The organism is Leifsonia sp. McL0618, from assembly GCF_049994905.1.
In the GTDB taxonomy this organism is placed as follows: domain Bacteria; phylum Actinomycetota; class Actinomycetes; order Actinomycetales; family Microbacteriaceae; genus Diaminobutyricibacter.
In genome coordinates this window covers 3,795,702-3,815,237 of the sequence record NZ_CP188258.1, presented here as the reverse complement: position 1 = coordinate 3,815,237, position 19,536 = coordinate 3,795,702, and the positions used below count along the sequence as shown (strand labels likewise).

The window sequence follows — 19,536 nt, the reverse complement described above, 5'->3', positions numbered from 1 at the left end:
AGACGAAACGCTAGAGGTCGGATTCGACCGGCGTGGGCGCGACGAGCTCGTTCACTCCGGAGACGATCTCGTCGGGGCGGAACGGGTACCGGTCGATTTCGGCCTGGTCGCTGATCCCGGTCAGCACCAGGATCGTGTGCAGTCCGGCCTCGATGCCGGCGACGATGTCCGTGTCCATCCGGTCGCCGACCATCGCCGTGTTCTCCGAGTGCGCGCCGATGCGGTTCATCGCCGAACGGAACATCATCGGGTTCGGCTTGCCGACGACATACGGTTCACGCCCGGTCGCCTTCGTGATCAACGCAGCGACCGCGCCGGTCGCCGGGAGCGGCCCTTCGGCGCTCGGCCCGGTCGCATCGGGGTTCGTCGAGATGAACCGCGCCCCGTTTCCGATCAGGCGGATCGCTTTGGTGATCGCCTCGAACGAGTAGTTGCGTGTCTCGCCGACGACGACGTAGTCGGGGTCGACATCGGTCATGATGAACCCTGCCTCATGCAGGGCCGTCGTGATGCCGGCCTCACCGATCACGAAGGCGCTTCCGCCGGGCATCTGCGACCTGAGGAAGTCGGCGGTGGCGAGAGCGGATGTCCAGATCGACTCCTCCGGAACGTCGAGACCGGATGCGCGCAGTCGCGCTGCAAGGTCGCGCGGCGTGAAGATCGAATTGTTCGTCAGCACGAGGAAGGGAGTGCCCTGGTCCCGCCACTGCTGGATCAGCTCCTGCGCCCCGGGCAACGCTTCGTTCTCATGGACGAGAACCCCGTCCATATCTGTAAGCCAGCATTCGATCTCGTGACGTCGCGACACGCGTACCCCTTTCGACGGGACCCAATCTATCGGGCGGAGCATCCGCACTTCATTTCGGGGAGGTTCCAATGCGGTACCAGTAACCTGAACGTGTGGAATCCGAGCACGCAGCCAATCCGACCGCGGAGCTCACCACTCATGGCGTCGGTCCCTGGCAGGGCGAGCTCCCCGACGAGCCGTTCTACGACCCCGACCTGCTGGCCCACGGCGACACGCGCAACGTCATCGACCGTTACCGCTACTGGCGCATGGAGGCGATCGTCGCCGACCTGGACGAGCACCGGCATCCATTCCATGTGGCCATCGAGAACTGGCAGCACGACATGAATATCGGGTCGATCGTGCGCAGCGCCAACGCTTTCGGCGCTGACACGGTCCACATCATCGGCCGACGCCGCTGGAACAAGCGCGGCGCGATGGTCACCGACCGCTACCAGCACGTCGTGCATCACGACGATGTGGCCGATTTCGTGGCTTGGGCGCACCAATCGGCCCTGCCGATCATCGCGATCGACAACGTTCCCGGTTCGGTGATCATCGAGACGTTCGCGTTCCCGCAGGAGTGCGTGCTGCTCTTCGGCCAGGAAGGGCCGGGGCTGTCGGATGCGGCGCTCGCGGCATCCGATTCGGTGGTCGAGATCAGCCAGTTCGGCTCCACGCGTTCGATCAACGCGTCGGCCGCCGCGGCGGTCGCCATGCACAGCTGGGTGACCCAGCACGTCGTTTTCGACTGAGCTCTTCAGCGTGAGCGCAGTTCGACGCGCCACACGACTTTGAGCGCGGACCAGTCGTCGTCGACCTGTGCGACCTTGACGTCGACCAGGCCGCGTTCGAGAGCGGCATTCCGTACGACGGTGTCGCCGAGGTCGCTGACATGGCCTGCGGCCTTGCGGGGCCAGGCGATCCACAGTGTGCCGGCCGGGAAGATGCGTTCGCCCAGGCCGTCGAGTTCGGCAGCGTAGTCGGCGGCGCTCCGGTAGAAGGCGAGCACGAGGTCGAGTGCGCCCTCGTCGTCGCCTCGAACCCACTCGACGCCGTCGGGGGCATCCGGGATGCGCCATCCGGCATCAGCGTGCGCGACGAGGACCCGCGAACCTGGCTTCATGCCGAGTTTCTTCCACAGCGGTGTTCCGGAGTAACCAGCCATAACGCCACGTTACCGGCGCGGGCCCCCTGGCACCGTCCGTCGAGCACACGAAAAAGCACCTCGATTCCGACGGATGGGATGCTTTTTCCTGTGCTCGAGGGAGCAGGGGCGCTCAGCGGGGGCCGGCGGCGGAGGCGATGCGGTCGACAGCGGCGGCATCGAGGTCGTAGACGATCTCGCCGTCGTCCGGGCCCGGAGCAGTGATGAACATCACGCGCGCAGCGCGGTCGCCGACCAACTCGATGTAGGCGAAGCCCGACCCGACCGCGGCGCGCTCCGTGCCCGGAAGGGCCAGCGGATCGGCCGTGTTCGCGACAGCGGGCGCGACGATGACAGGAACGCCCGCGGCCTCGCTCGTCAACGGATGGTGGTAGTGGCCGGCCAGGATGAGCCGCACGTCCCCCGTCGCGCACACGTCGAGCAGGTCGGCAGGGTTCTGCAGTTCGAGCGCACCCAGCAAGGTCGTCTGGGCGGGCACGGGCGGATGGTGGATCACGACGATCGCGCCCCGTTCCGACGGTGCTTCCAGCGCCACACGCAGCGCGTCGAGCTGCGCCTCGTCGAGGTTGCCGTAGCCCGCGCCGGGCACGGTGCTGTCGATGGTCGCGATGCGGAAGCCCCGGATGTCGTGCACGCGGGTACGCGCCCCGAGCACCTCCTCGAAGCCGGCCCGCAGGTCGTGGTTGCCCATCGCGTAGACGACGACCGCTCCCCGTTCGGCAGCCCACGGCTCGAGCATCCCGGCCAGGATGCGGTACGACTCGGCGCTGCCGTCGTCGGAGAGATCACCGGATGCGACGACTACGTCGACGGCTTCGAGCTCGCTCGCCCGCTCCAGTGTCCGGGCGAGCGCAGCCGTCGTGTCGACGATGCCGTAGTGCAGCGTGCCGTCGCCGTAGAGGTGCGTGTCGGAGAGGTGGAGGATGCGGAGGGTGGTTTCAGCGGGCGTTCTCACCCTGCAACCCTAAGTGGCGCCGCCGACGCAGCTTCGCACGCGAGGTGCGACAAGTGGGTTTCGACGCGGGCGGAAGCCTGCTTCCGGCACCCTTCGCCGGCATCCGGGGTGCGCGCGCGCCTCCTGCCGCGATCGTGCCCGAGCCCGTTACCCGATCAGGCTGGGGCGCAGGTCGCGCAGGGTGCGGAAGTGGGTCATCCGGGTCACTCCGATCGCCGCGACGAGCAGCGCGATGAGCGCCCACAGCGCGAGGACACCGGCATCAGCCCACGCCGTCGCCGGGTTTCCCCCGTACATCAGCTGACGGATGCCGTCGACCGCATACGACATCGGCAGCACGTGATGCAGCGCCGCCAGCGGACCGGGAAGGGTCTGCCACGGGAACGTTCCACCCGCGGTGACCAGCTGGAGCACCATCAGCACCAGGCCGAGGAACTGTCCGACGCTCCCGAGCCACACGTTGAGCGCGAGGATGATCGCCGCGAACGTGAGCGACGCGGTCGCCATCATCGCGAACATCCCCACCGGATTCGCGATCGGGAACTGGAGCGCGGCCCCCACCACCGCGAATAGTCCGACCATCTGGATCGCGCCCAGCAGCCCCGGTGTCAGCCAGCCGGCGAGCGTCACTTTGATCGGCGAGTGCAGGGCGGTGATGGCCCGCCGCGAGACCGGCTTGACGATCAGGAACAGGGCGTAGATGCCGATCCACGCGGCGAGCGCGACGAAGAACGGCGCGAGTCCGGCCCCGTAGGTGCCCGCTGAGGTGATCGAGGTGTTCGCGAGCTTCACCGGATCAGCGATGGTGGCCGCCTGCTTCTTCTGCAGCTCGGCCGAGTTGTCGGGGATCTGCGCGACGCCGTCGCTCAGCCCGTCGTGGAGTTTCACGGTCCCGGTGTGCAGGGTGCCGATTCCGTCGCTCAGCGACGAAGCACCGGATGCCGTCTGCTGCGCCCCCGACGCCAGTTGCGACGCGCCCTCCGCGCTCTGGTGCGCGCCGGATGCCACGTGCGCGCTGCCTGCGGCGACCTGGTTCGCGCCTGCCGAGAGCTGGTCGACCTGCCCGACGAGGTTCTGGACCTGCGCGTTTCCCGACGTGATCTTCACGCCGAGTGGGTCGAGGGCTGCGAGAGCGGCGTCGATCTGGGCCGGCGTCGCGCCGGCCGCGGTCAGCCGGTCGATGATCGCCTGCCGCGCCTGCGGAACCGCACCGGCGACCTGGTCGGCGACCGCACCCGCCTGGTTGGCCTTCGCGGCGAGCTGGGCGTTGCCGTCCGCGACCTTCTGCGCGCCGTCCGCGACCTGGTCAGCACCGCTCGCGACCTGGGCGGTACCGCTCGACAGGGCGCTCGCGCCGGTCGAGACTTTCGCGGTCCCGTCGGCGAGCGCCTTCGCGCCGGTCTGCGCGGTCGCGGTTCCGTCGACGAGCCGGCTCGCGCCATCCGCCGCTGTCACCAGGTTCGAGCGGATGCTCGCCAGCCCCATCAGGAACTGCTGCGCCGCCTGCTCGTTGACCTTCTTCACGATCGACACGCGGATCTTCTCCGCCGCCTGCTGGCCGATCGTCGACGCGAGGTAGCTGTTCGTGTCGTTCGTGGTCAGGGTGACGGTCGCCTGTCGCGGTGAGCTGCTCGATGCAGAGGCCAGCGCCTCGGAGAAGTCGCTCGGAATGGTGATGCTGAAGTCGTACTTCGAGCTGTCGACACCCGATGCCGCCGACCCCGGGGTGACCACGTGCCAGTCGAACGTTCCGTCCTTCACCAGCTCGTCGGCGATCTCGGTGCCGTAGTGCACGGTCTTTCCGTCCACAGTCGTGCCGGTGTCGTCGACGACGATCGCGGCCGGGATCTGGTTCAGGCGCGCGTACGGGTCCTGGTTGGCCCAGAGGTAGAGGCCGCCGTAGAGGATCGGCACCGCCACCAGCGCGACCAGCGCGACGATCGACATCGGGTTCGCGGTGAGGCGGCGGAATTCCGCCGCGATCATCTGGGGGACCTTCATGCTGTCTTCTCGGTCTCTTCGGTCTCGGTCTCTTCGGTCCCGGTCTTCCGGGTCTCGCCGGAGAGCAGGGCAGCTGACGCATCTCCTGCGACGACGAGCACGGCGAGGTCTCGCTCGGCGAGCCCCTGCGCTAGGTCCCACCATTCCTTCGGGTCGCCGCCGTGGCGGTCGGGTGACGTGATCACGAGGCCCATGACGCCTTCGCGCCTGATCGCGAGCTCGGCCAGCAGCCCGATCCGCACCGTCGGCGGAACGTTCGCGATCGCGGTGCGAGCCCACTCGGTCGCGTGCAGTTCGGCAAGCGTCTTCTTGACGGCGATCGGGTTGGATGGCCGCCCGGCGAACATCAGCTCTTCGGCTACCACGCCCGCAACGGTGACGTCGGCTGCGGGTTCGCAGACCGCCGGAGCGTCGATCAGCGCGATGCGCGTGCGCAGCTCCGAATAATCGGTGACGCCGTCGATGGTCACGGTGCCCGCATCCGGGCGCATCCGCCCCGACGCGATCAGGCCGAGCACAGTGGGGCGCTGTTCCGTCTCGGCGCGCGCGAGGGTCACCTCGCCGGTGCGGAAGGTGACGGATGTCGGGGGCAGCGCGGCGTTACGGGCGCCTTTCGCGACCCCGTCGAGGGTGATCTTCACTCTTGGTTGTCCGTCCTCGGGAGCGCAGCCGCCTCGGCGCTGGCGTCGCGGTGCCGCCGTGCGGCACTTTCAGCTCCAGCGCGCAGCACCGGAGTTTTTTGAATCAGTTCGTCGGCTTCGCGCCATCCGATGCCGGCAGTGCCCAGGCCGTTCAGCATCACGAGGCGCCGGCCTTCGTCGTCGGACATCCCCGTGCGGGTCGCCTCGTCGAGCACCGCGATGGCGGCGGCCTCGATCAGGCGAGCGAGGGTGGGCGCCTCGATGTCGCCGCGCAACGTGCCGTCGGCGATTCCCCGCTCGACGGTCGCAAGGAGCTTGAGGCGGGCGGGTTCGAGCGCTTCGGCGACGCGTGCGCGATGCGGGCCCCGCACCGCGAGTTGCGCAGCGACGCGCACGTGCCCGACCTCGGCCCAGAGGGTGGCGCCGTAGAGCGCGATCTCGACCCGCGCATCCGGATCGCTCAGCGGGAGCACGGAGGACCCGATGCGCGCGGCGCCGCGGGTGAATGTCTCGACGAGCAGGTCGTCTCGGGTGGCGAAGTGGCCGTAGATCGCGCGGCGGGTGAGGCCGGCGCGCGCGGCGATGGTCTCGAGGGATGCGTCGATGTCGTCGTTGAGGGCGGCGGCCGCAGCGAGAAGGATCGCCTCGCGGTTCTCGGCGGCGTCGCGCCGGGGTGCGCGGGGCTGGGGGATGCTCATTGCACTCATCGTACTATCTTGCACAGCGATGTGCAAGATAACGGGACACGATAGGATCGAGTGCTCCATCAGCCACCCAGGAAGAGGACTGAACAGTGCCCGCGATCGTGATCATCGGCGCCCAGTGGGGCGACGAAGGCAAAGGCAAAGCGACCGACCTCCTCGGAAACCGCATCGACTACGTGGTCAAGTTCAACGGCGGCAACAACGCCGGCCACACGGTCGTCGTCGGCAACGAGAAGTACGCGCTGCACCTGCTGCCGTCCGGCATCCTGACCGAGGGTGTCACGCCGGTGATCGCCAACGGCGTCGTCGTCGACATCGAGGTGCTGTTCGAAGAACTGGATGCGCTCATCGCCCGCGGCGTCGACGTCTCGCGCCTGCGCGTCAGCTCCAACGCCCACGTCATCACCCAGTACCACCGCACCATCGACAAGGTGACAGAGCGCTTCCTGGGCAAGCGCCAGATCGGCACGACCGGGCGTGGGATCGGCCCGACGTACGCCGACAAGATCAACCGGGTCGGCATCCGCGTTCAGGACCTGTTCGACGAGAACATCCTCCGCCAGAAGGTCGAGGGCGCTCTCGACCAGAAGAACCACATGCTGGTGAAGGTCTACAACCGTCGCGCCATCACCGTCGACGAGGTCGTCACCGACCTGCTGAGCTACGCCGAACGGCTTCGTCCGATGGTTGCCGACACCGGGTTGCTGCTGCACCAGGCGCTCGACGCCGGCAAATACGTGCTGTTCGAGGGCGGGCAGGCGACCATGCTCGACGTCGACCACGGAACCTATCCGTTCGTGACCTCATCCAACTCGACCGCCGGCGGCGCCGCCACCGGTTCCGGCATCGGACCGAACCGCATCGACCGCGTGATCGCCGTCGTCAAGGCATACACGACCCGCGTCGGCGCAGGGCCCTTCCCGACGGAGCTGTTCGACGAATCCGGGGAATGGCTGCGCGAGCGAGGCTTCGAGTTCGGCACGACAACGGGCCGCCCGCGCCGCACCGGCTGGTACGACGCGCCGATCGCCCGGTATTCCGCGCGTATCAACGGCGTCACCGACTTCGTGCTCACCAAGCTCGACACGCTGACCGGCCTCGAGCGCATCCCGGTCGCGGTCGCCTACGACGTCGACGGAGTGCGCCACGACGAGGTACCGGCCTCGCAGACCGACTTCCACCACGCCGTACCCATCTACCAGGAGTTCCCGGGCTGGAAGGAAGATATTTCCAGCGTGCGGAACTTCACGGACCTGCCGCAGAACGCGCAGGACTATGTTCTCGCGCTCGAAGAGATGAGCGGCGCACGCATCTCGGCGATCGGCGTCGGACCCGGTCGCGACGAGATCGTCGTGCGCCACGACCTGGTCGACTAGCCCCGGCTCCGAGTCGCCGGGCTCAGAACCACGTGGACAGCCGCGGCGGGACGGCAGTGCGGAAGATCAGGTCGAGCGCGTCAGCGTCGCCGGACAGCTTGCCCGCGAGTGCGAGGTGACGGGCCGTGTCGTGACCGAGGTAGACGGCGCCGAGTGAACTGACCGGCAGCGTCACATCGGGTTCCGCTGTCGTGGTCTCGACGCTCGCAACGCCGCCACTGACGCGCACCCGGTACCGGCCGTCGGCGAAGCCCAGGTCATCGGCCACCTCGAGCACGAGGTCGCCGTCACGCTCGTAGCGGCGGGCGCTCAGGGCGGCAGGCAGATCGAGGATGCGCACCCAGAGGTGATCCTGCTCGCCAACGACCCGAGCACCCCGGATGTCGGACACCAGGAAGCGGATCGGCTCGTCGATGCCGCGCGTGTCGATGTGGACCTCGGCCACAAGGTCGAGCTCGAGCAGGTACCGCCAGAGCGCAGTCAGTGCCTCGTCCTTTGCGGCGGCCAGGTAGTTCACCTCGACCGTGTGGCGCACGAAGTCGTCGGAATCCTTCACGATGTAGCTCACGAAGCCTTCCGGCTCGCCCGTGGGGGAGTCATAGCGCACGAGTCTGTACTTGGACGCATCGGGGTTGCCCTTGTGCGGGCCGATCAGCCGGTCGGCGAGATGCGGCGTCATGGCGATTTCGCCGGCGCGGCCGGCCATGATCGTAGCGAGAACGGCACGGCCGGTCTCCCGGTACTCCTCCGGTTCGCTGAATGACAGGCGGCCGGTCGTCGCAGGTCCGGCCCACCGCACCCGCTTCGTATCGACGCGCCACTCGGTCGCCCACGTCGCGGGTCCGAAACCCCACCGGCCGTAGATCACCGATTCCGACACCGTAAGGATGGCGAGCGGCACGCCGAGCGCCTGCGCGGTGCGCAGCTCGGCGCCGAGAAGGGCGCTGGCGACGCCGCGGCGACGATGGGTCGGAGCCACGGTGACCGAGCTGATCGCCCAGCTGTCGACGGCAGCACCGCCGGGAACGGTGAGAGGCGCCACCCACGAATTCACGGTGCCCACCGGCGATGCCGCTGCCGGGATCGCGTCGTCGTAGACGGCTGTCGTGCGGTTGTCTCGCAGGTATTCGCGGGCCTCGGCGAGTGCGTCGGCATCGTTCCTGCCGCCGAGGAATCCACGGAAGTCGGCGAGAAGCCACTGGTCGAATGCGGCCTGGTCGGCTGTGTCGACGAGCGACAGCCGCAGGCCGGCGTCGGCCAGGACGCGAGCGGACTGTTGGTCGATGGGCTGGGTCAGGTAGGTCTCCGTCACCACTCCACCGTATCGGGCGGTCAGCGGGCTGCGAGGGTTTTCAACAGGGTCACGAGATCGAGGGGGCGGCCCATCGCCGGCGCGAAGAAGCTTTCGTCGGCGGCTTCGACGGCATCGATCGCCCGCGCCGCCACCTCGGCGCCGAGCGTCGTCACCGACAGCACCTTCGCCCGTGCATCGTCAGGGTCGGGAGTCCGCGCGACCAGTCCCTTCGCGATCAGGCGGCCGACGACTTCGGACGTCATCCGCGCATCCGATCCGGTGTAGTCGGACAGCCGCGACTGTGTCGGGCTCTCGCCGTGGCCGTTCAGCCACCACGTGGATGCGAGGATGACGAACTGCACATGGGTGAGGTCGAGCGGAGTCAGGGCTGCCGTCATCACGCGCTGCCAGCGCAGGGTGGTGTGCCACAGGAGAAAGCCGGGGCTGGTGGCAGGTCCTTCGGGAAACCGGGTCATGCGCGCAGCCGCGCCTGCTCGAACAGCGCATCCATCGACTCGGGGAAGTCGCCACTGATCTGCGGCCCGAGTTCGGGACCGACCACATCAGCGCCCTCGCCGTCGATCTCGAGGCGGTGTGTGACGCGCGTTCCGTCCGGCGTCGGTACGAGCGTGTGCCGGAACGTGAGCACGAGCGTGCCGAACTCGGTGCGGTCGGCGTAGGTCTCGTTCTCGACGAGGTCGACGATCGTAGACGGGAACGGATCCTGGCCGACGGGGGTGACGGTCAGTTCGGTGCCGACGGCGAATGGTCCGTGCAGCTCGAAGGTGTCGGCGCCGTCGTAGCGGAGTGCGCCGGTGTGGAGGTCTCTGAGGGCTGCCCAGACGGCTTCGCGATCGAGCGTTGTCTCGGCGGTGTGTTCGGTGGTCCACATGATCGATGCCTTTCTGTCGCTGATGGTGGGAGTTGCTCTATGCATAGATAATCTACGCGTAGAGTAAAATATGCACAAGCCCCGATTTCAAGACGTTAGGGTCGGTCTATGGCCCCGAACGACTCCCCCGCCGCCGACCTGGACACGACCGCCGACGCCGCCGTCTACGCACAGCTGCACAGCATCCGGGAGAGCATCGACAATATCGATGCCGCCGTCGTGCACATGCTCGCCGAGCGCTTCAAGTTCACCCAGCAGGTCGGAACGCTGAAGGCGATGCACGGCCTGCCACCGGCCGACCCCGAACGTGAGCGCGAACAGATCGAGCGGCTGCGTGCGCTCGCCGAAGAGAGCCACCTCGACCCGGCCTTCGCAGAGAAGTTCCTCAACTTCATCATCGCCGAGGTCATCCACCACCACGAGCGCATCGCGGGATCCGCCGCCGAAGACCGCGCATCGTGAGCGGGCCGGCCGGATCGGTTCCCGACCAGACCGGCAAGGTCGTCGTCGTCACCGGCGCGAACACCGGAATCGGCTACTTCACGAGTGAGCAGCTCGCCGCGGCAGGGGCTCACGTCGTTCTCGCCTGCCGCAGTCGCGAACGCGGGCACGCGGCCCTCGCCGCCATCCGGGGACGTGTCCCGGGAGCAAGCGTTGAACTGATCGACCTCGACGTCACCGAACCCGATTCGATTCGCGCCGCATCCGACGTGCTCGCCGCGCGGGGGCGCCTCGACGCGCTCGTCGAGAACGCGGGCATGGTGCATCCACCCGCGAAACGCGAGACGGATGCCCGCGGCAACGAACTCGTGCTGTCCACCAATGTGCTCGGGCATTTCGCGCTCACCGCGCTCCTCTACCCGACCCTCACGGGAACGCCGGGCGCGCGCGTGGTCACTCTCGGCAGCCTGTCGAGCCGGCTCTCGACCTTCCGTGTCGACGACCTCCAGCTGGTGCGCGGATACACCGGATGGCGTGCCTACGCGCAGTCCAAGATCGCCGTGCAGGCCTTCGGCTTCGAGCTCGACCGCCGCCTGCGCCTGGCGCGGAGCGGCGTGACGAGCCTGGTCGCGCATCCCGGATACTCGATCAGCGGGCGCACGCCACGCATCCGCGGAGTCAACGAGCCGACGCGCATGACCCGGTTCGTCGACAACCTGCAGGCCCTGGGAACACAGGGCAAGGACCACGGCGCGTGGCCGATCGTGCGGGCGGTGACCGATCCGGATGCCCGCGGCGGCGACTACTGGGGCCCGCGTTACCTGACGCGCGGCGTGCCCACCCGCCAGAGGCCCACGTCGACGAGCAGCGATCCGCGCGTCGGTGCCCGGCTGTGGTCGCGACTCGAAGAGTTCACCGGGGTGCGATTCGACGTGAGCTAGGTTCCCTGTACACCGTCTCTCTGGGGATGCCTTCAGCGCGCGCTCAGGCGAACGGTATGGGCTGGCGGTCATGGACATCGCTTACACGGCAATCGCGCACGCATCGGGTGGGGGCCGTGACGGCCACGTTCGCAGCGAAGACGACCTGCTCGACCTCGACACCCGCCCACCGCGCGAACTGGGAGGTTCGGGCGCGGGCACCAACCCGGAGCAGCTCTTCGCGGCCGGGTTCGCGGCCTGCTTCCTGAGTGCGCTCCATGCCGTGGGCCGCCGCGAGAAGGCCGACACCCGCGACGCCGGAGTGTCGGCGAGCGTCGGCATCGGCGACAACGGCGCCGGCGGCTACGGGCTCACCGTCGAACTCGACGTGTATGTGCCCAACGTCGCACGCGAGCAGGCCGAGGAGCTCGCGCAGAAGGCGCATCACGTGTGCCCGTACTCGAACGCCACCCGCGGGAACGTTCCGGTTCAGATCACGATCGTCGACTGACCGGCGGCACAGGGTGTGGGCGCTGCCTCGGGTGCGCCCAGCAGTGCGAGGGCGACTGCGTGCCGGGTCCGATTCCCGCGGGCAGATGTCGGCGGCGGCGGGTAACGTCGAACCGTGAAGGTCGCCGTCCAGTTCATCGCCATGGGTCTCATCTGGGGCGCCAGCTTCCTGTTCATGAAGGTCGGCCTCGAGGGCGTGAGCTTTGGGCAGGTGGTCTGGGCCCGTCTCGTGTTCGGGGCGATCACCCTGGGCATCATCGCCCTGGCGACGCGGAGCCGCCTGCCTCGTGAGCCGATCGTGTGGCTGCATTTCGTGGTGGTGGCGATCACCTACTGTGTCGTGCCGTACCTGCTTTTCGCATGGGCCGAACAGTACGTGTCGTCGAGCCTGGCGAGCATCTACAACGCGGTGACGCCGATCACGACGGCGATCCTGGCGACGCTCGCCTTCCGGGTGGAGCGGCTGAACCGTGACCAGGTCCTCGGCGTGCTCGTGGGGATCGTCGGTGTGGTCATCGTCGTCGGGCCGTGGCAGATCGCGGCGCTCAGCGGCAGCGTGTGGGGGCAGCTGGCGTGCCTCGGGGCGGTGACGTGCTACGGCTTCAGCTTCGGCTACATCCGGCGGTTCATCAGCCACCGCGACATGCCGGCGACGACGGTGGCCGTGATGAATATCGGGGTCGCTGCCGTGATCATGCTGGTGCTGACGCCGTTCGTGGCGCTGGGTCCAGTCGTGTTCAGCTGGCCGGTGCTGCTGAGCCTTCTCGCGCTCGGCGCGCTCGGAACGGGTGTCGTCTACATCTGGAACATGAACGTGCTGCGGGCGTGGGGTCCGACCGCGACATCGGGGGTGACCTATGTCACGCCGGTTGTCGGCGTTGCGCTGGGTATCCTCGTGCTGCAGGAATCCCTCAGCTGGAACGAGCCGGTGGGCGCCGTGGTGGTGCTGCTCGGCATCCTGCTCACGCAGCAGCGCGTGCGCGTGCTGACGCGGCGGCAGGCGGCGCTGGTGGCGCAAACGCTGGAGTCGTCACAGCCATCCGGGCCGGACACCGCGATGGCTGATCGCGACGAGCCGGCGACGCAGCGGGACTAGCTGTCGGTCTTGGCGAGGTAGCCCGCACCGGGCTTGGCGGACACCACAGGGCCGAAGTATTCGGGCAGCGTCGCCTTGTGGGTGCTGGCGAGCTCTTCGAGACCGACCGTGAAGTAGTCCTGGATCTCGAGCACCGGCTGGGTGCCCAGCTCGGCGTCGGTCACGCCGATGCGCAGCACCGGGTAGCCCCTGCCTTCGCAGAGGCCGCGGAACTTCACGTCGTCTTCCCGCGGCACCGACACGATGACGCGGCCGGTCGACTCGCTGAAAAGCGCCGTCGTGGCGTCGACGCCGTCGCGTTCCATGATCTCGGTGATCCACACGCGTGCCCCGACACCGAACCGCATGACGCTTTCGGCGAGCGCCTGGGCAAGACCGCCGTCGGAGAGATCGTGGGCGGATCCGATGAGGCTTTCGAGTGAACCCGCGCGCAGCAGCTCACCCAGTTCGCGCTCACGCGAGAGGTCGACCTCGGGCGGGAGTCCGCCGAGGTGGCCGTGGATCGTGCCTGCCCATGCAGACCCGTCGAGTTCTTCGCGCGTGACGCCGAGGAGGTAGATGTTGTCGCCTTCGTCCTGCCATCCGCTGGGGATGCGCCGGGCCACATCGTCGATGACGCCGAGCACGCCGACCACCGGCGTCGGGAAGATCGGGGTCGACCCGGTCTGGTTGTAGAACGACACGTTGCCGCCCGTCACCGGGATCTCGAGCTCGAGGCAGGCGTCGGACAATCCCTCGACCGTCTGGGAGAACTGCCACATCACTTCGGGGTTCTCTGGGCTGCCGAAGTTGAGGCAGTCTGTCACAGCTGCGGGTACGGCTCCGGATGCCGACACGTTGCGGTACGCCTCGGCGAGCGCGAGCCGGGCGCCCTGTTTCGGGTCGAGCTGGCAGTAGCGGCCGTTCGCATCCGTTGCAATGGCGAAGCCCAGGCCGCTCTCCTCGTCGACGCGGATCATGCCGGCGTCGTCAGGGAACGCGAGGGCGGTGTTGCCGCCGACGAAGTAATCGTACTGGTCGGTGATCCAGCCCTTGTCAGCGAGGTTCGCGCTGCCGAGGAGGGCGAGGAACTGCTCGCGCAGCACCTCCGGGTCGCTCGACCGCGGCAGCTTCGATGCGCTGTCGGCCTGGAGGGCATCGATCCAGCTCGGGTACGCGACCGGGCGCTCATACACCGGGCCGTCGACCGCGACGGTGCGCGGCTCGACGTTGACGATCTCTTCGCCGTGCCAGTTGATGACGAGGCGGCCCGTGTCGGTGACTTCGCCCAGCACGCTGGTCTCGACGTCCCATTTCGCCGTGACCGCCAGGAAGGCGTCGAGAAGCTCGGGCTTCACGACCGCCATCATGCGCTCCTGGCTTTCGGACATCAGGATCTCTTCGGCGGTGAGGCTCGGGTCGCGCAGCAGCACCTTGTCGAGTTCGATGAACATTCCGCCGTCACCGTTCGACGCGAGTTCGGAGGTGGCGCAGGAGATGCCGGCTGCACCGAGATCCTGGATGCCTTCGACCAGCTTGTCGCGGAACAGCTCGAGGCAGCACTCGATGAGCACCTTCTCGGCGAACGGGTCGCCGACCTGCACGGCCGGGCGCTTGGTCGGCCCTCCCGCAGAGAAGGTGTCGGAAGCGAGGATCGATGCCCCGCCGATGCCGTCGCCGCCGGTGCGGGCCCCGAACAGCACGACCTTGTTTCCGAGGCCGGACGCGTTGGCGAGGTGCAGGTCTTCGTGGCGGAGCACGCCGACCGAGAGGGCGTTGACCAGGGGGTTGCCCTGGTAGATCGGGTCGAAGTAGGTCTCGCCGCCGATGTTCGGCAGGCCGAGGCAGTTGCCGTAGAACGAGATGCCGGAGACGACACCGTGCACGACGCGTGCCGTGTCGGCTTCTTCGATGGCGCCGAAGCGCAGCTGGTCCATGACGGCGACGGGCCGGGCGCCCATGGAGATGATGTCGCGCACGATTCCGCCGACACCGGTGGCAGCACCCTGGAACGGCTCGATGTAGCTCGGGTGGTTGTGCGATTCGACCTTGAACGTGACCGCCCAGCCCTCACCGACGTCGACGACACCGGCGTTCTCGCCGATGCCGACCATGAGGTTCTTCTTCATGGCGGGGGTGACCTTCTGGCCGAACTGCCGAAGGTAGATCTTCGACGACTTGTAGGAGCAGTGCTCGCTCCACATGACCGAGTACATCGCGAGCTCGCCGCTCGTCGGGCGACGCCCGAGGATCTCCCGAATGCGCGCGTACTCGTCGTCTTTCAGGCCGAGTGCAGCGTACGGCTGCTCGCGTTCAGGGGTTTCGCCCGCGTTCGCGACGGTGTCGACGACGGATGCGGTGGAAAGGTCGGTCACGGGAGGCAGTCTCCAAGAAGTCACGGGTGCCGGGCATCCTCAGTCTACCGGCGCGGCGCGGGCCACCGGCCCGGCCCTTCGGCCGCCGGCGGCTCCACAGGCACGACTCCTACGCCTCGACGAGCGTGCTGCGGATGACCGAGGTGAAGAAGGTCAGGCCGTCGATGCCCGATCGCATCGCGGCAGAGGTGTCGGGGCCGAAGCCGGGCTCGACGGCGTGCTCTGGGTGGGGCATCAGCCCGACGACGTTGCCGCGCTCGTTGCGCACGCCGGCGATGTCGTTCAGGGAGCCGTTCGGGTTGACGCCCTGGTAGCGGAAGACGACGAGGCCTTCGCCCTCGAGGCGCGCCAGTTCGTCTGCAGACGCGATGAAGCCGCCCTCACCGTTCTTGAGCGGGATGACGATCTGCTGGCCGTGCTCGAAGCCGCTGGTCCACGGCGTGGTGGTGTTCTCGACGCGCAGGTGCTGGTCGCGGCGGATGAAGTTCCCGTGGTCGTTGCGGATCAGACCGCCGGACACGAGGTGGGCCTCGGCGAGCATCTGGAAGCCGTTGCAGATTCCGAGCACCGGAAGGCCCTTGCCTGCGGCGTCGATGACCTCGGTCATGATCGGGGAAAGGCTCGCGATCGCGCCGCAGCGCAGGTAGTCGCCATAGCTGAAGCCGCCCGGCAGAACCAGGGCGTCGACGCCCTGGAGGTCGTGATCGCCATGCCAGAGTGCGACCGGCTCGGCACCGGCGAGGCGGATGGCACGCAGGGCATCGCGGTCGTCGAGCGAGCCGGGGAAGGTGACGACGCCGATGCGCATCAGGCGTCGGCCGCCGGGTAGTGGATGCCGACGACGTCTTCGATCACCGAGTTGGAGAGGATGTCGGCAGCGATCTCTTCGACCGCCGCTTTCGTCGCATCGTCGATCGGACCATCGACGGTCAGTTCGAAGCGCTTGCCGAGACGCACACCCCTGAACTGGCCCTTGCCGATGCGGGCGAGGGCGCCTGCGACGGCCTTGCCCTGCGGGTCGAGCAGCTCAGCCTTCGGCATGACTTCTACAACGATGGTGGGCACGGGCACTCTCCGCTCGGCAGCTGGGTGGGGATGAGTCGATTCTATCGTCCACAGCCCGTCACTCGACGCGCGAACCCGAGGGCGGCATCCGCGTATCGTTCCCGGATGACCGCGAACAGTTCCCGGCTCGGGGGCCCCGGCCATCCCACGGGAAGCGCCGACGCAGGCAGGCCGGGATCGAGGTACGGGATGACGCGCCACTCGTCGAGTGCGCCCACCCACGTCGCGAACGCGGCACGATCGGCCAGGGCCCCGGCATCGGCTACGACCGGCGCATAGCGGTCGAGGAAACCCTGGTGCAGCATCCGCACCCGCTCGAGGTCCCACCACCGGCCGGCGAGTTCGGCGAGCGGGCGGTCCGCGAGGGGTCGCGCACCCGTGAAGACGGTGACCTCGCCGGTCAGCTGCAGGTCTGCGAGGATGTCGCGCACGTCATCCGCCACCCGTTCCGGACCGATCCACAGCGCGTCGCTGACCGTGCCGCACCCAATCCAGTCGAGCCGCCGCCGCAGCTGGTGGCGCCGGTCCCGGTGGCGTTCGGGGATCGAGAACGAGACCAGGCACCATCCTTCGTCGGCGGATGCGGTGGCCTGGAAGATCCGTGCGTCGCCTCGTTCGAGCATCGGCACCGCCCCTGCCCTCAGCACGTAGCCGGCGACACCGTCTCGCGGCTCGCGGGCGAGTACGCCTCGTGCGGCAAGCCGGGTGAGTGTGGAGCGGGCCGTCGAAGCGGGCACCTCAAGCGCGTCGAGCATCGTGACCGCGCCGGCGGTCGGCATCCACCCGCCGAGCTCGCGGAGGAAGCCGCCGACGATCGTGCGCAGGAGCGACATCGAGCGGCCCGGCCGCGAATCGAAGTCGTCGAGCACGGCCGCAGCCACAGCCGTGTCTGTCATCCCAGCCCCGACCGGTGCAGCAGCTCGGCACGCAGTGTGTCCCTCACCGCCGCCATCCCGCGGTAGGTCTCCTCGAAGCTCGTGCTGAGCGGGGACAGCCCGATGCGCAGTCCGCCCGGGTCGCGATAGTCGGGGAGGACATCCTGGTCCCACAGGCGCGCAGTGACTTCGCGCATCGCCGGGTGGCTGAGGGTGACGTGGCCTCCGCGCATGGCGGCGTCGCGCGGGCTGGCCACCGTCACGCCGAGCGGCGCGAGCCATTCGTCGGCCAGCGCGATCGCGAACTCGGTCAGCGCGACCGACTTGTCCCGCACCGCCTGGATGCCGCACTGTTCGATCATGGCGATCGTGTCCTGCATCGCGAGCATCCCGACGATCGCCGGCGTGCCGCTCACGAAGCGGCGGATACCGTATGCCGCCACGTAGCGCGGGCCCATCATGAAAACGTCGCGGGTCCCCATCCACCCCTGGATCGGCTGCGCCAGCGAATCCTGCAGTTCTGCCCTGACGTAGCCGAAAGCGGGCGAGCCCGGGCCGCCGTTCAGGTACTTGTACGTGCATCCGACCGCCAGGTCGACGCCCCAGGCGTCGAGTTCGACCGGTACCGACCCGGCCGAGTGGCACAGGTCCCAGAGCACCAGTGCGCCCGCCTTGTGCACAATCCTGGTGATCGCGGGAACGTCGGCGATGAACCCGGAACGGTACGCGACATGGCTGAGCAGCACGAGCGCCGTCTGGGGTCCGACCACCGCGGCCACCTGCTCGGGCGTCACGCCGCCGGCGGGGTCGGATTCGATCCAGCGCAAGGTCATGCCGCGCTCGCGCGCGATGCCTTCGAGCACATACCGGTCGGTCGGGAAGTTGTCGGTGTCGACGACGATCTCTGTGCGGAACGGGCCGTCCCCGCGCAGGTCGGCCTGGGAATCGACCGCCGCGCGGGCGAGCTTGTAGAGGGTCACCGTTGTGGAGTCGCCGATGAAGGTCTGGCCGGGCGCCGCCCCGATCGCCGCGCGACCGATCGCGTCGCCGATGGTGAACGGCAGCGCCATCCATTCTTCGTCCCAGCCGCGGATGAGGCGGCCGCCCCATGCGTCGGCGAGGAATCGCTGGATGCGCTCCAGACTGGCGCGGGTGGGGCGGCCGAGCGAGTTGCCGTCGAGGTAGGCGACCACCCCGCCCGTGTCGCCGACGCCCGCTCCGCCGTCGCCGGCATCCGAGTCTTGCGGGATGCCGTGGAACTGGCGACGGAAGTGTGCGAGTCCGTCGCTGCGATCCATCCGCCGCGCGTACCCGAGGTGTGCGTCGACGCTGCCGGAGGACGACGCGCGCGCTCCGGGGTTGTCGCGTGTGGCTTCGGTCATGGCGGGATCCTCCTGGGTGGCTGGGTGGTAGTCGGGACGTGGGTTTCAGCGTCCGAGGGAGTCCACGGTGGCGCCCCTGGCCGTGGTGAGCCAGTGTGCGGCCGCCGCCGGGTCTGCGGGCGGGCGGCCCGGCGCCCAGGCGAAGCGCGGACCGATGGTCGTGGTGAGTGTGTCGCCGGCGATCGCCGCGACGAGCCCGTCGCGGTCGAGGCCGGCGGCAGCCAGCGCCAGCAGTTCCCGTCCGTTCACGCCGACCGGGAGCGGCCCGTTGCCGAGGTCCGTTCCGTACAGGATGCGGCCCCCGGCGTCGGCGAAGCGGCGCAGGTTGTCGAGTGCCACCCTGAAGTCGCCGATCGGGGTGCCCCAGCCGTGGATATCGAGGGTGGAGATCCATTCGGTGCCTTTGTCGGCCATCCGCTCGATGAGCGCGTCGTCGAGACGTTCGGAGAACGGCGTATGCGCGAACCGGTCGGCCCCCGCCTCGAATGCGCGCCTGGCCTGACCGGCTCCCTGGGCGTGGACCACTGCGGGAAGTCCGGCCCGGTGTGCGGCGGCGACGATCGCGGCCGCGAGGTCGGCGGAGGGTGCCGGACCCGCTTCGCTGTTCATCGTGAACTTGATGGCGGATGCCCCGGCCGCGACCTGCGCGTCGACCGCCGCATCCGCTTCCGCGCCGTCGCCCACCTCAGCCGTTGCTCCATCGGGCGCCCACGCGCTGCGTGCCGGGTAGCCGCCGGCGCAGGTGATCAGCGCGCCGACGATGCTCACCTCGGGAAGATTCGACGCCGGATCCTGGCTCGCAGCACGCAGGCGGGCGGCCTCGGAAGGGATCCAGCCGAGGTCGGTGACCGAGGTGATCCCGCCGGCGATCAGCGCCGTCGGCTCGATGAGCCCGAGGTGCACGTGGTGGTCGATGAGGCGGGCAAAGAGGGTTCCCGGAAGTTCGAGGTCGGCGTTCGTCTCGCGGTCGCCGACAGCGTGGAGCCTGCCCCCGCCCGCGACGAAGACGGTGCGGTCCCGCCAGCCGCCGGACCACCATTGCTCGACGCCGAGCGTGAAACCGTCGGCAACCATG

21 protein-coding genes are annotated in these 19,536 nt (G+C 68.6%); 6 read left to right on the top strand and 15 right to left on the bottom strand.

The features are described from left to right. Positions 1–10: 10 nt before the first annotated feature. Positions 11–769, bottom strand: a complete 759-nt coding sequence (locus ACPPVQ_RS18365; protein WP_426516593.1) for an HAD-IIA family hydrolase — start codon at positions 767–769, stop codon at positions 11–13. Positions 770–900: 131 nt separating this feature from the next. Between ACPPVQ_RS18365 and ACPPVQ_RS18360 the strand changes: the two genes are divergently transcribed. Beyond that, positions 901–1,542 carry a TrmH family RNA methyltransferase gene (locus ACPPVQ_RS18360; protein ID WP_426516591.1) on the top strand — a complete coding sequence of 214 codons (642 nt, stop codon included), beginning with the start codon at positions 901–903 and terminating at the stop codon, positions 1,540–1,542. Between the two features lie 5 nt (positions 1,543–1,547). Here ACPPVQ_RS18360 and ACPPVQ_RS18355 read toward each other — a convergent pair whose 3' ends face one another. From ACPPVQ_RS18355 to ACPPVQ_RS18335, 5 genes are all read right to left on the bottom strand, one after another. Then, positions 1,548–1,955, bottom strand: a complete 408-nt coding sequence (locus ACPPVQ_RS18355) for a DUF3052 family protein (protein ID WP_426516589.1) — start codon at positions 1,953–1,955, stop codon at positions 1,548–1,550. A 112-nt stretch (positions 1,956–2,067) separates the two neighbouring features. Further along, positions 2,068–2,910, bottom strand: coding sequence for a metallophosphoesterase (locus tag ACPPVQ_RS18350; protein ID WP_426516587.1), 843 nt, complete (start codon positions 2,908–2,910; stop codon positions 2,068–2,070). Between the two features lie 147 nt (positions 2,911–3,057). Further along, complete coding sequence (locus ACPPVQ_RS18345; RefSeq protein ID WP_426516585.1) at positions 3,058–4,911, bottom strand: YhgE/Pip family protein; 1,854 nt, start codon at positions 4,909–4,911, stop codon at positions 3,058–3,060. Beyond that, positions 4,908–5,552 carry a hypothetical protein gene (locus ACPPVQ_RS18340; protein ID WP_426516583.1) on the bottom strand — a complete coding sequence of 215 codons (645 nt, stop codon included), beginning with the start codon at positions 5,550–5,552 and terminating at the stop codon, positions 4,908–4,910. Before ACPPVQ_RS18340 ends, ACPPVQ_RS18345 begins: the two co-directional genes overlap by 4 nt. Next, the gene (locus tag ACPPVQ_RS18335; protein WP_426516581.1) at positions 5,549–6,250 is read right to left on the bottom strand and encodes a TetR/AcrR family transcriptional regulator; all 702 of its coding nucleotides are present in this window, start codon (positions 6,248–6,250) and stop codon (positions 5,549–5,551) included. Before ACPPVQ_RS18335 ends, ACPPVQ_RS18340 begins: the two co-directional genes overlap by 4 nt. A 95-nt stretch (positions 6,251–6,345) precedes the next feature. On the opposite strand from ACPPVQ_RS18335, the gene ACPPVQ_RS18330 reads away from it, so the two are divergent. Then, complete coding sequence (locus ACPPVQ_RS18330; RefSeq protein WP_426516579.1) at positions 6,346–7,632, top strand: adenylosuccinate synthase; 1,287 nt, start codon at positions 6,346–6,348, stop codon at positions 7,630–7,632. Positions 7,633–7,654: 22 nt separating this feature from the next. Here the strand turns inward: ACPPVQ_RS18330 and ACPPVQ_RS18325 are convergent, their stop codons facing one another. Genes ACPPVQ_RS18325 through ACPPVQ_RS18315 form a run of 3 tightly spaced genes read right to left on the bottom strand, consistent with a single transcriptional unit; the run spans position 7,655 to position 9,818 of the window. Next, entirely contained in the window at positions 7,655–8,944 is a 1,290-nt protein-coding gene (locus ACPPVQ_RS18325) for a GNAT family N-acetyltransferase (protein ID WP_426516577.1), read from the bottom strand. Between the two features lie 20 nt (positions 8,945–8,964). After that, positions 8,965–9,402: a MarR family winged helix-turn-helix transcriptional regulator gene (locus ACPPVQ_RS18320; RefSeq protein WP_426516575.1), complete on the bottom strand. Its 438-nt coding sequence runs from the start codon at positions 9,400–9,402 to the stop codon at positions 8,965–8,967. Further along, positions 9,399–9,818 (bottom strand): polyketide cyclase, encoded by a 420-nt coding sequence (locus ACPPVQ_RS18315; protein ID WP_426516573.1) that lies wholly within the window; start codon positions 9,816–9,818, stop codon positions 9,399–9,401. The genes ACPPVQ_RS18320 and ACPPVQ_RS18315 overlap by 4 nt, the downstream gene beginning before the upstream one ends. 108 nt (positions 9,819–9,926) lie before the next feature. Here ACPPVQ_RS18315 and ACPPVQ_RS18310 point away from each other — a divergent pair, with 108 nt between their 5' ends. The 4 genes from ACPPVQ_RS18310 to ACPPVQ_RS18295 all read left to right on the top strand — a co-directional run bounded on the left by ACPPVQ_RS18310 (position 9,927) and on the right by ACPPVQ_RS18295 (position 12,785). After that, entirely contained in the window at positions 9,927–10,280 is a 354-nt protein-coding gene (locus tag ACPPVQ_RS18310; RefSeq protein ID WP_426516571.1) for a chorismate mutase, read from the top strand. Further along, a complete protein-coding gene (locus ACPPVQ_RS18305) occupies positions 10,277–11,200 on the top strand; it encodes an SDR family NAD(P)-dependent oxidoreductase (RefSeq protein WP_426516569.1) in 924 nt (307 codons plus the stop codon). Before ACPPVQ_RS18310 ends, ACPPVQ_RS18305 begins: the two co-directional genes overlap by 4 nt. Positions 11,201–11,270: 70 nt before the next feature. After that, entirely contained in the window at positions 11,271–11,690 is a 420-nt protein-coding gene (locus ACPPVQ_RS18300; RefSeq protein ID WP_426516567.1) for an organic hydroperoxide resistance protein, read from the top strand. A gap of 114 nt (positions 11,691–11,804) precedes the next feature. After that, positions 11,805–12,785, top strand: a complete 981-nt coding sequence (locus tag ACPPVQ_RS18295) for a DMT family transporter (RefSeq protein ID WP_426516565.1) — start codon at positions 11,805–11,807, stop codon at positions 12,783–12,785. Here ACPPVQ_RS18295 and purL read toward each other — a convergent pair. From purL to ACPPVQ_RS18265, 6 genes are all read right to left on the bottom strand, one after another. Further along, a complete protein-coding gene (gene purL, locus ACPPVQ_RS18290) occupies positions 12,782–15,139 on the bottom strand; it encodes a phosphoribosylformylglycinamidine synthase subunit PurL (protein WP_426516563.1) in 2,358 nt (785 codons plus the stop codon). The genes ACPPVQ_RS18295 and purL overlap by 4 nt on opposite strands. A gap of 109 nt (positions 15,140–15,248) precedes the next feature. Next, positions 15,249–15,947 carry a phosphoribosylformylglycinamidine synthase subunit PurQ gene (purQ, locus tag ACPPVQ_RS18285; RefSeq protein ID WP_426516561.1) on the bottom strand — a complete coding sequence of 233 codons (699 nt, stop codon included), beginning with the start codon at positions 15,945–15,947 and terminating at the stop codon, positions 15,249–15,251. Continuing rightward, positions 15,947–16,204, bottom strand: a complete 258-nt coding sequence (gene purS, locus ACPPVQ_RS18280) for a phosphoribosylformylglycinamidine synthase subunit PurS (protein ID WP_426516559.1) — start codon at positions 16,202–16,204, stop codon at positions 15,947–15,949. The genes purQ and purS overlap by 1 nt, the downstream gene beginning before the upstream one ends. 41 nt (positions 16,205–16,245) lie before the next feature. Continuing rightward, positions 16,246–17,100: a PaaX family transcriptional regulator gene (locus ACPPVQ_RS18275; protein WP_426516557.1), complete on the bottom strand. Its 855-nt coding sequence runs from the start codon at positions 17,098–17,100 to the stop codon at positions 16,246–16,248. Beyond that, positions 17,097–18,461, bottom strand: coding sequence for a kynureninase (locus tag ACPPVQ_RS18270; RefSeq protein ID WP_426516555.1), 1,365 nt, complete (start codon positions 18,459–18,461; stop codon positions 17,097–17,099). Before ACPPVQ_RS18270 ends, ACPPVQ_RS18275 begins: the two co-directional genes overlap by 4 nt. A 45-nt stretch (positions 18,462–18,506) precedes the next feature. After that, entirely contained in the window at positions 18,507–19,535 is a 1,029-nt protein-coding gene (locus ACPPVQ_RS18265; RefSeq protein WP_426516553.1) for a hypothetical protein, read from the bottom strand. Between the last annotated feature and the right edge of the window lies 1 nt (position 19,536).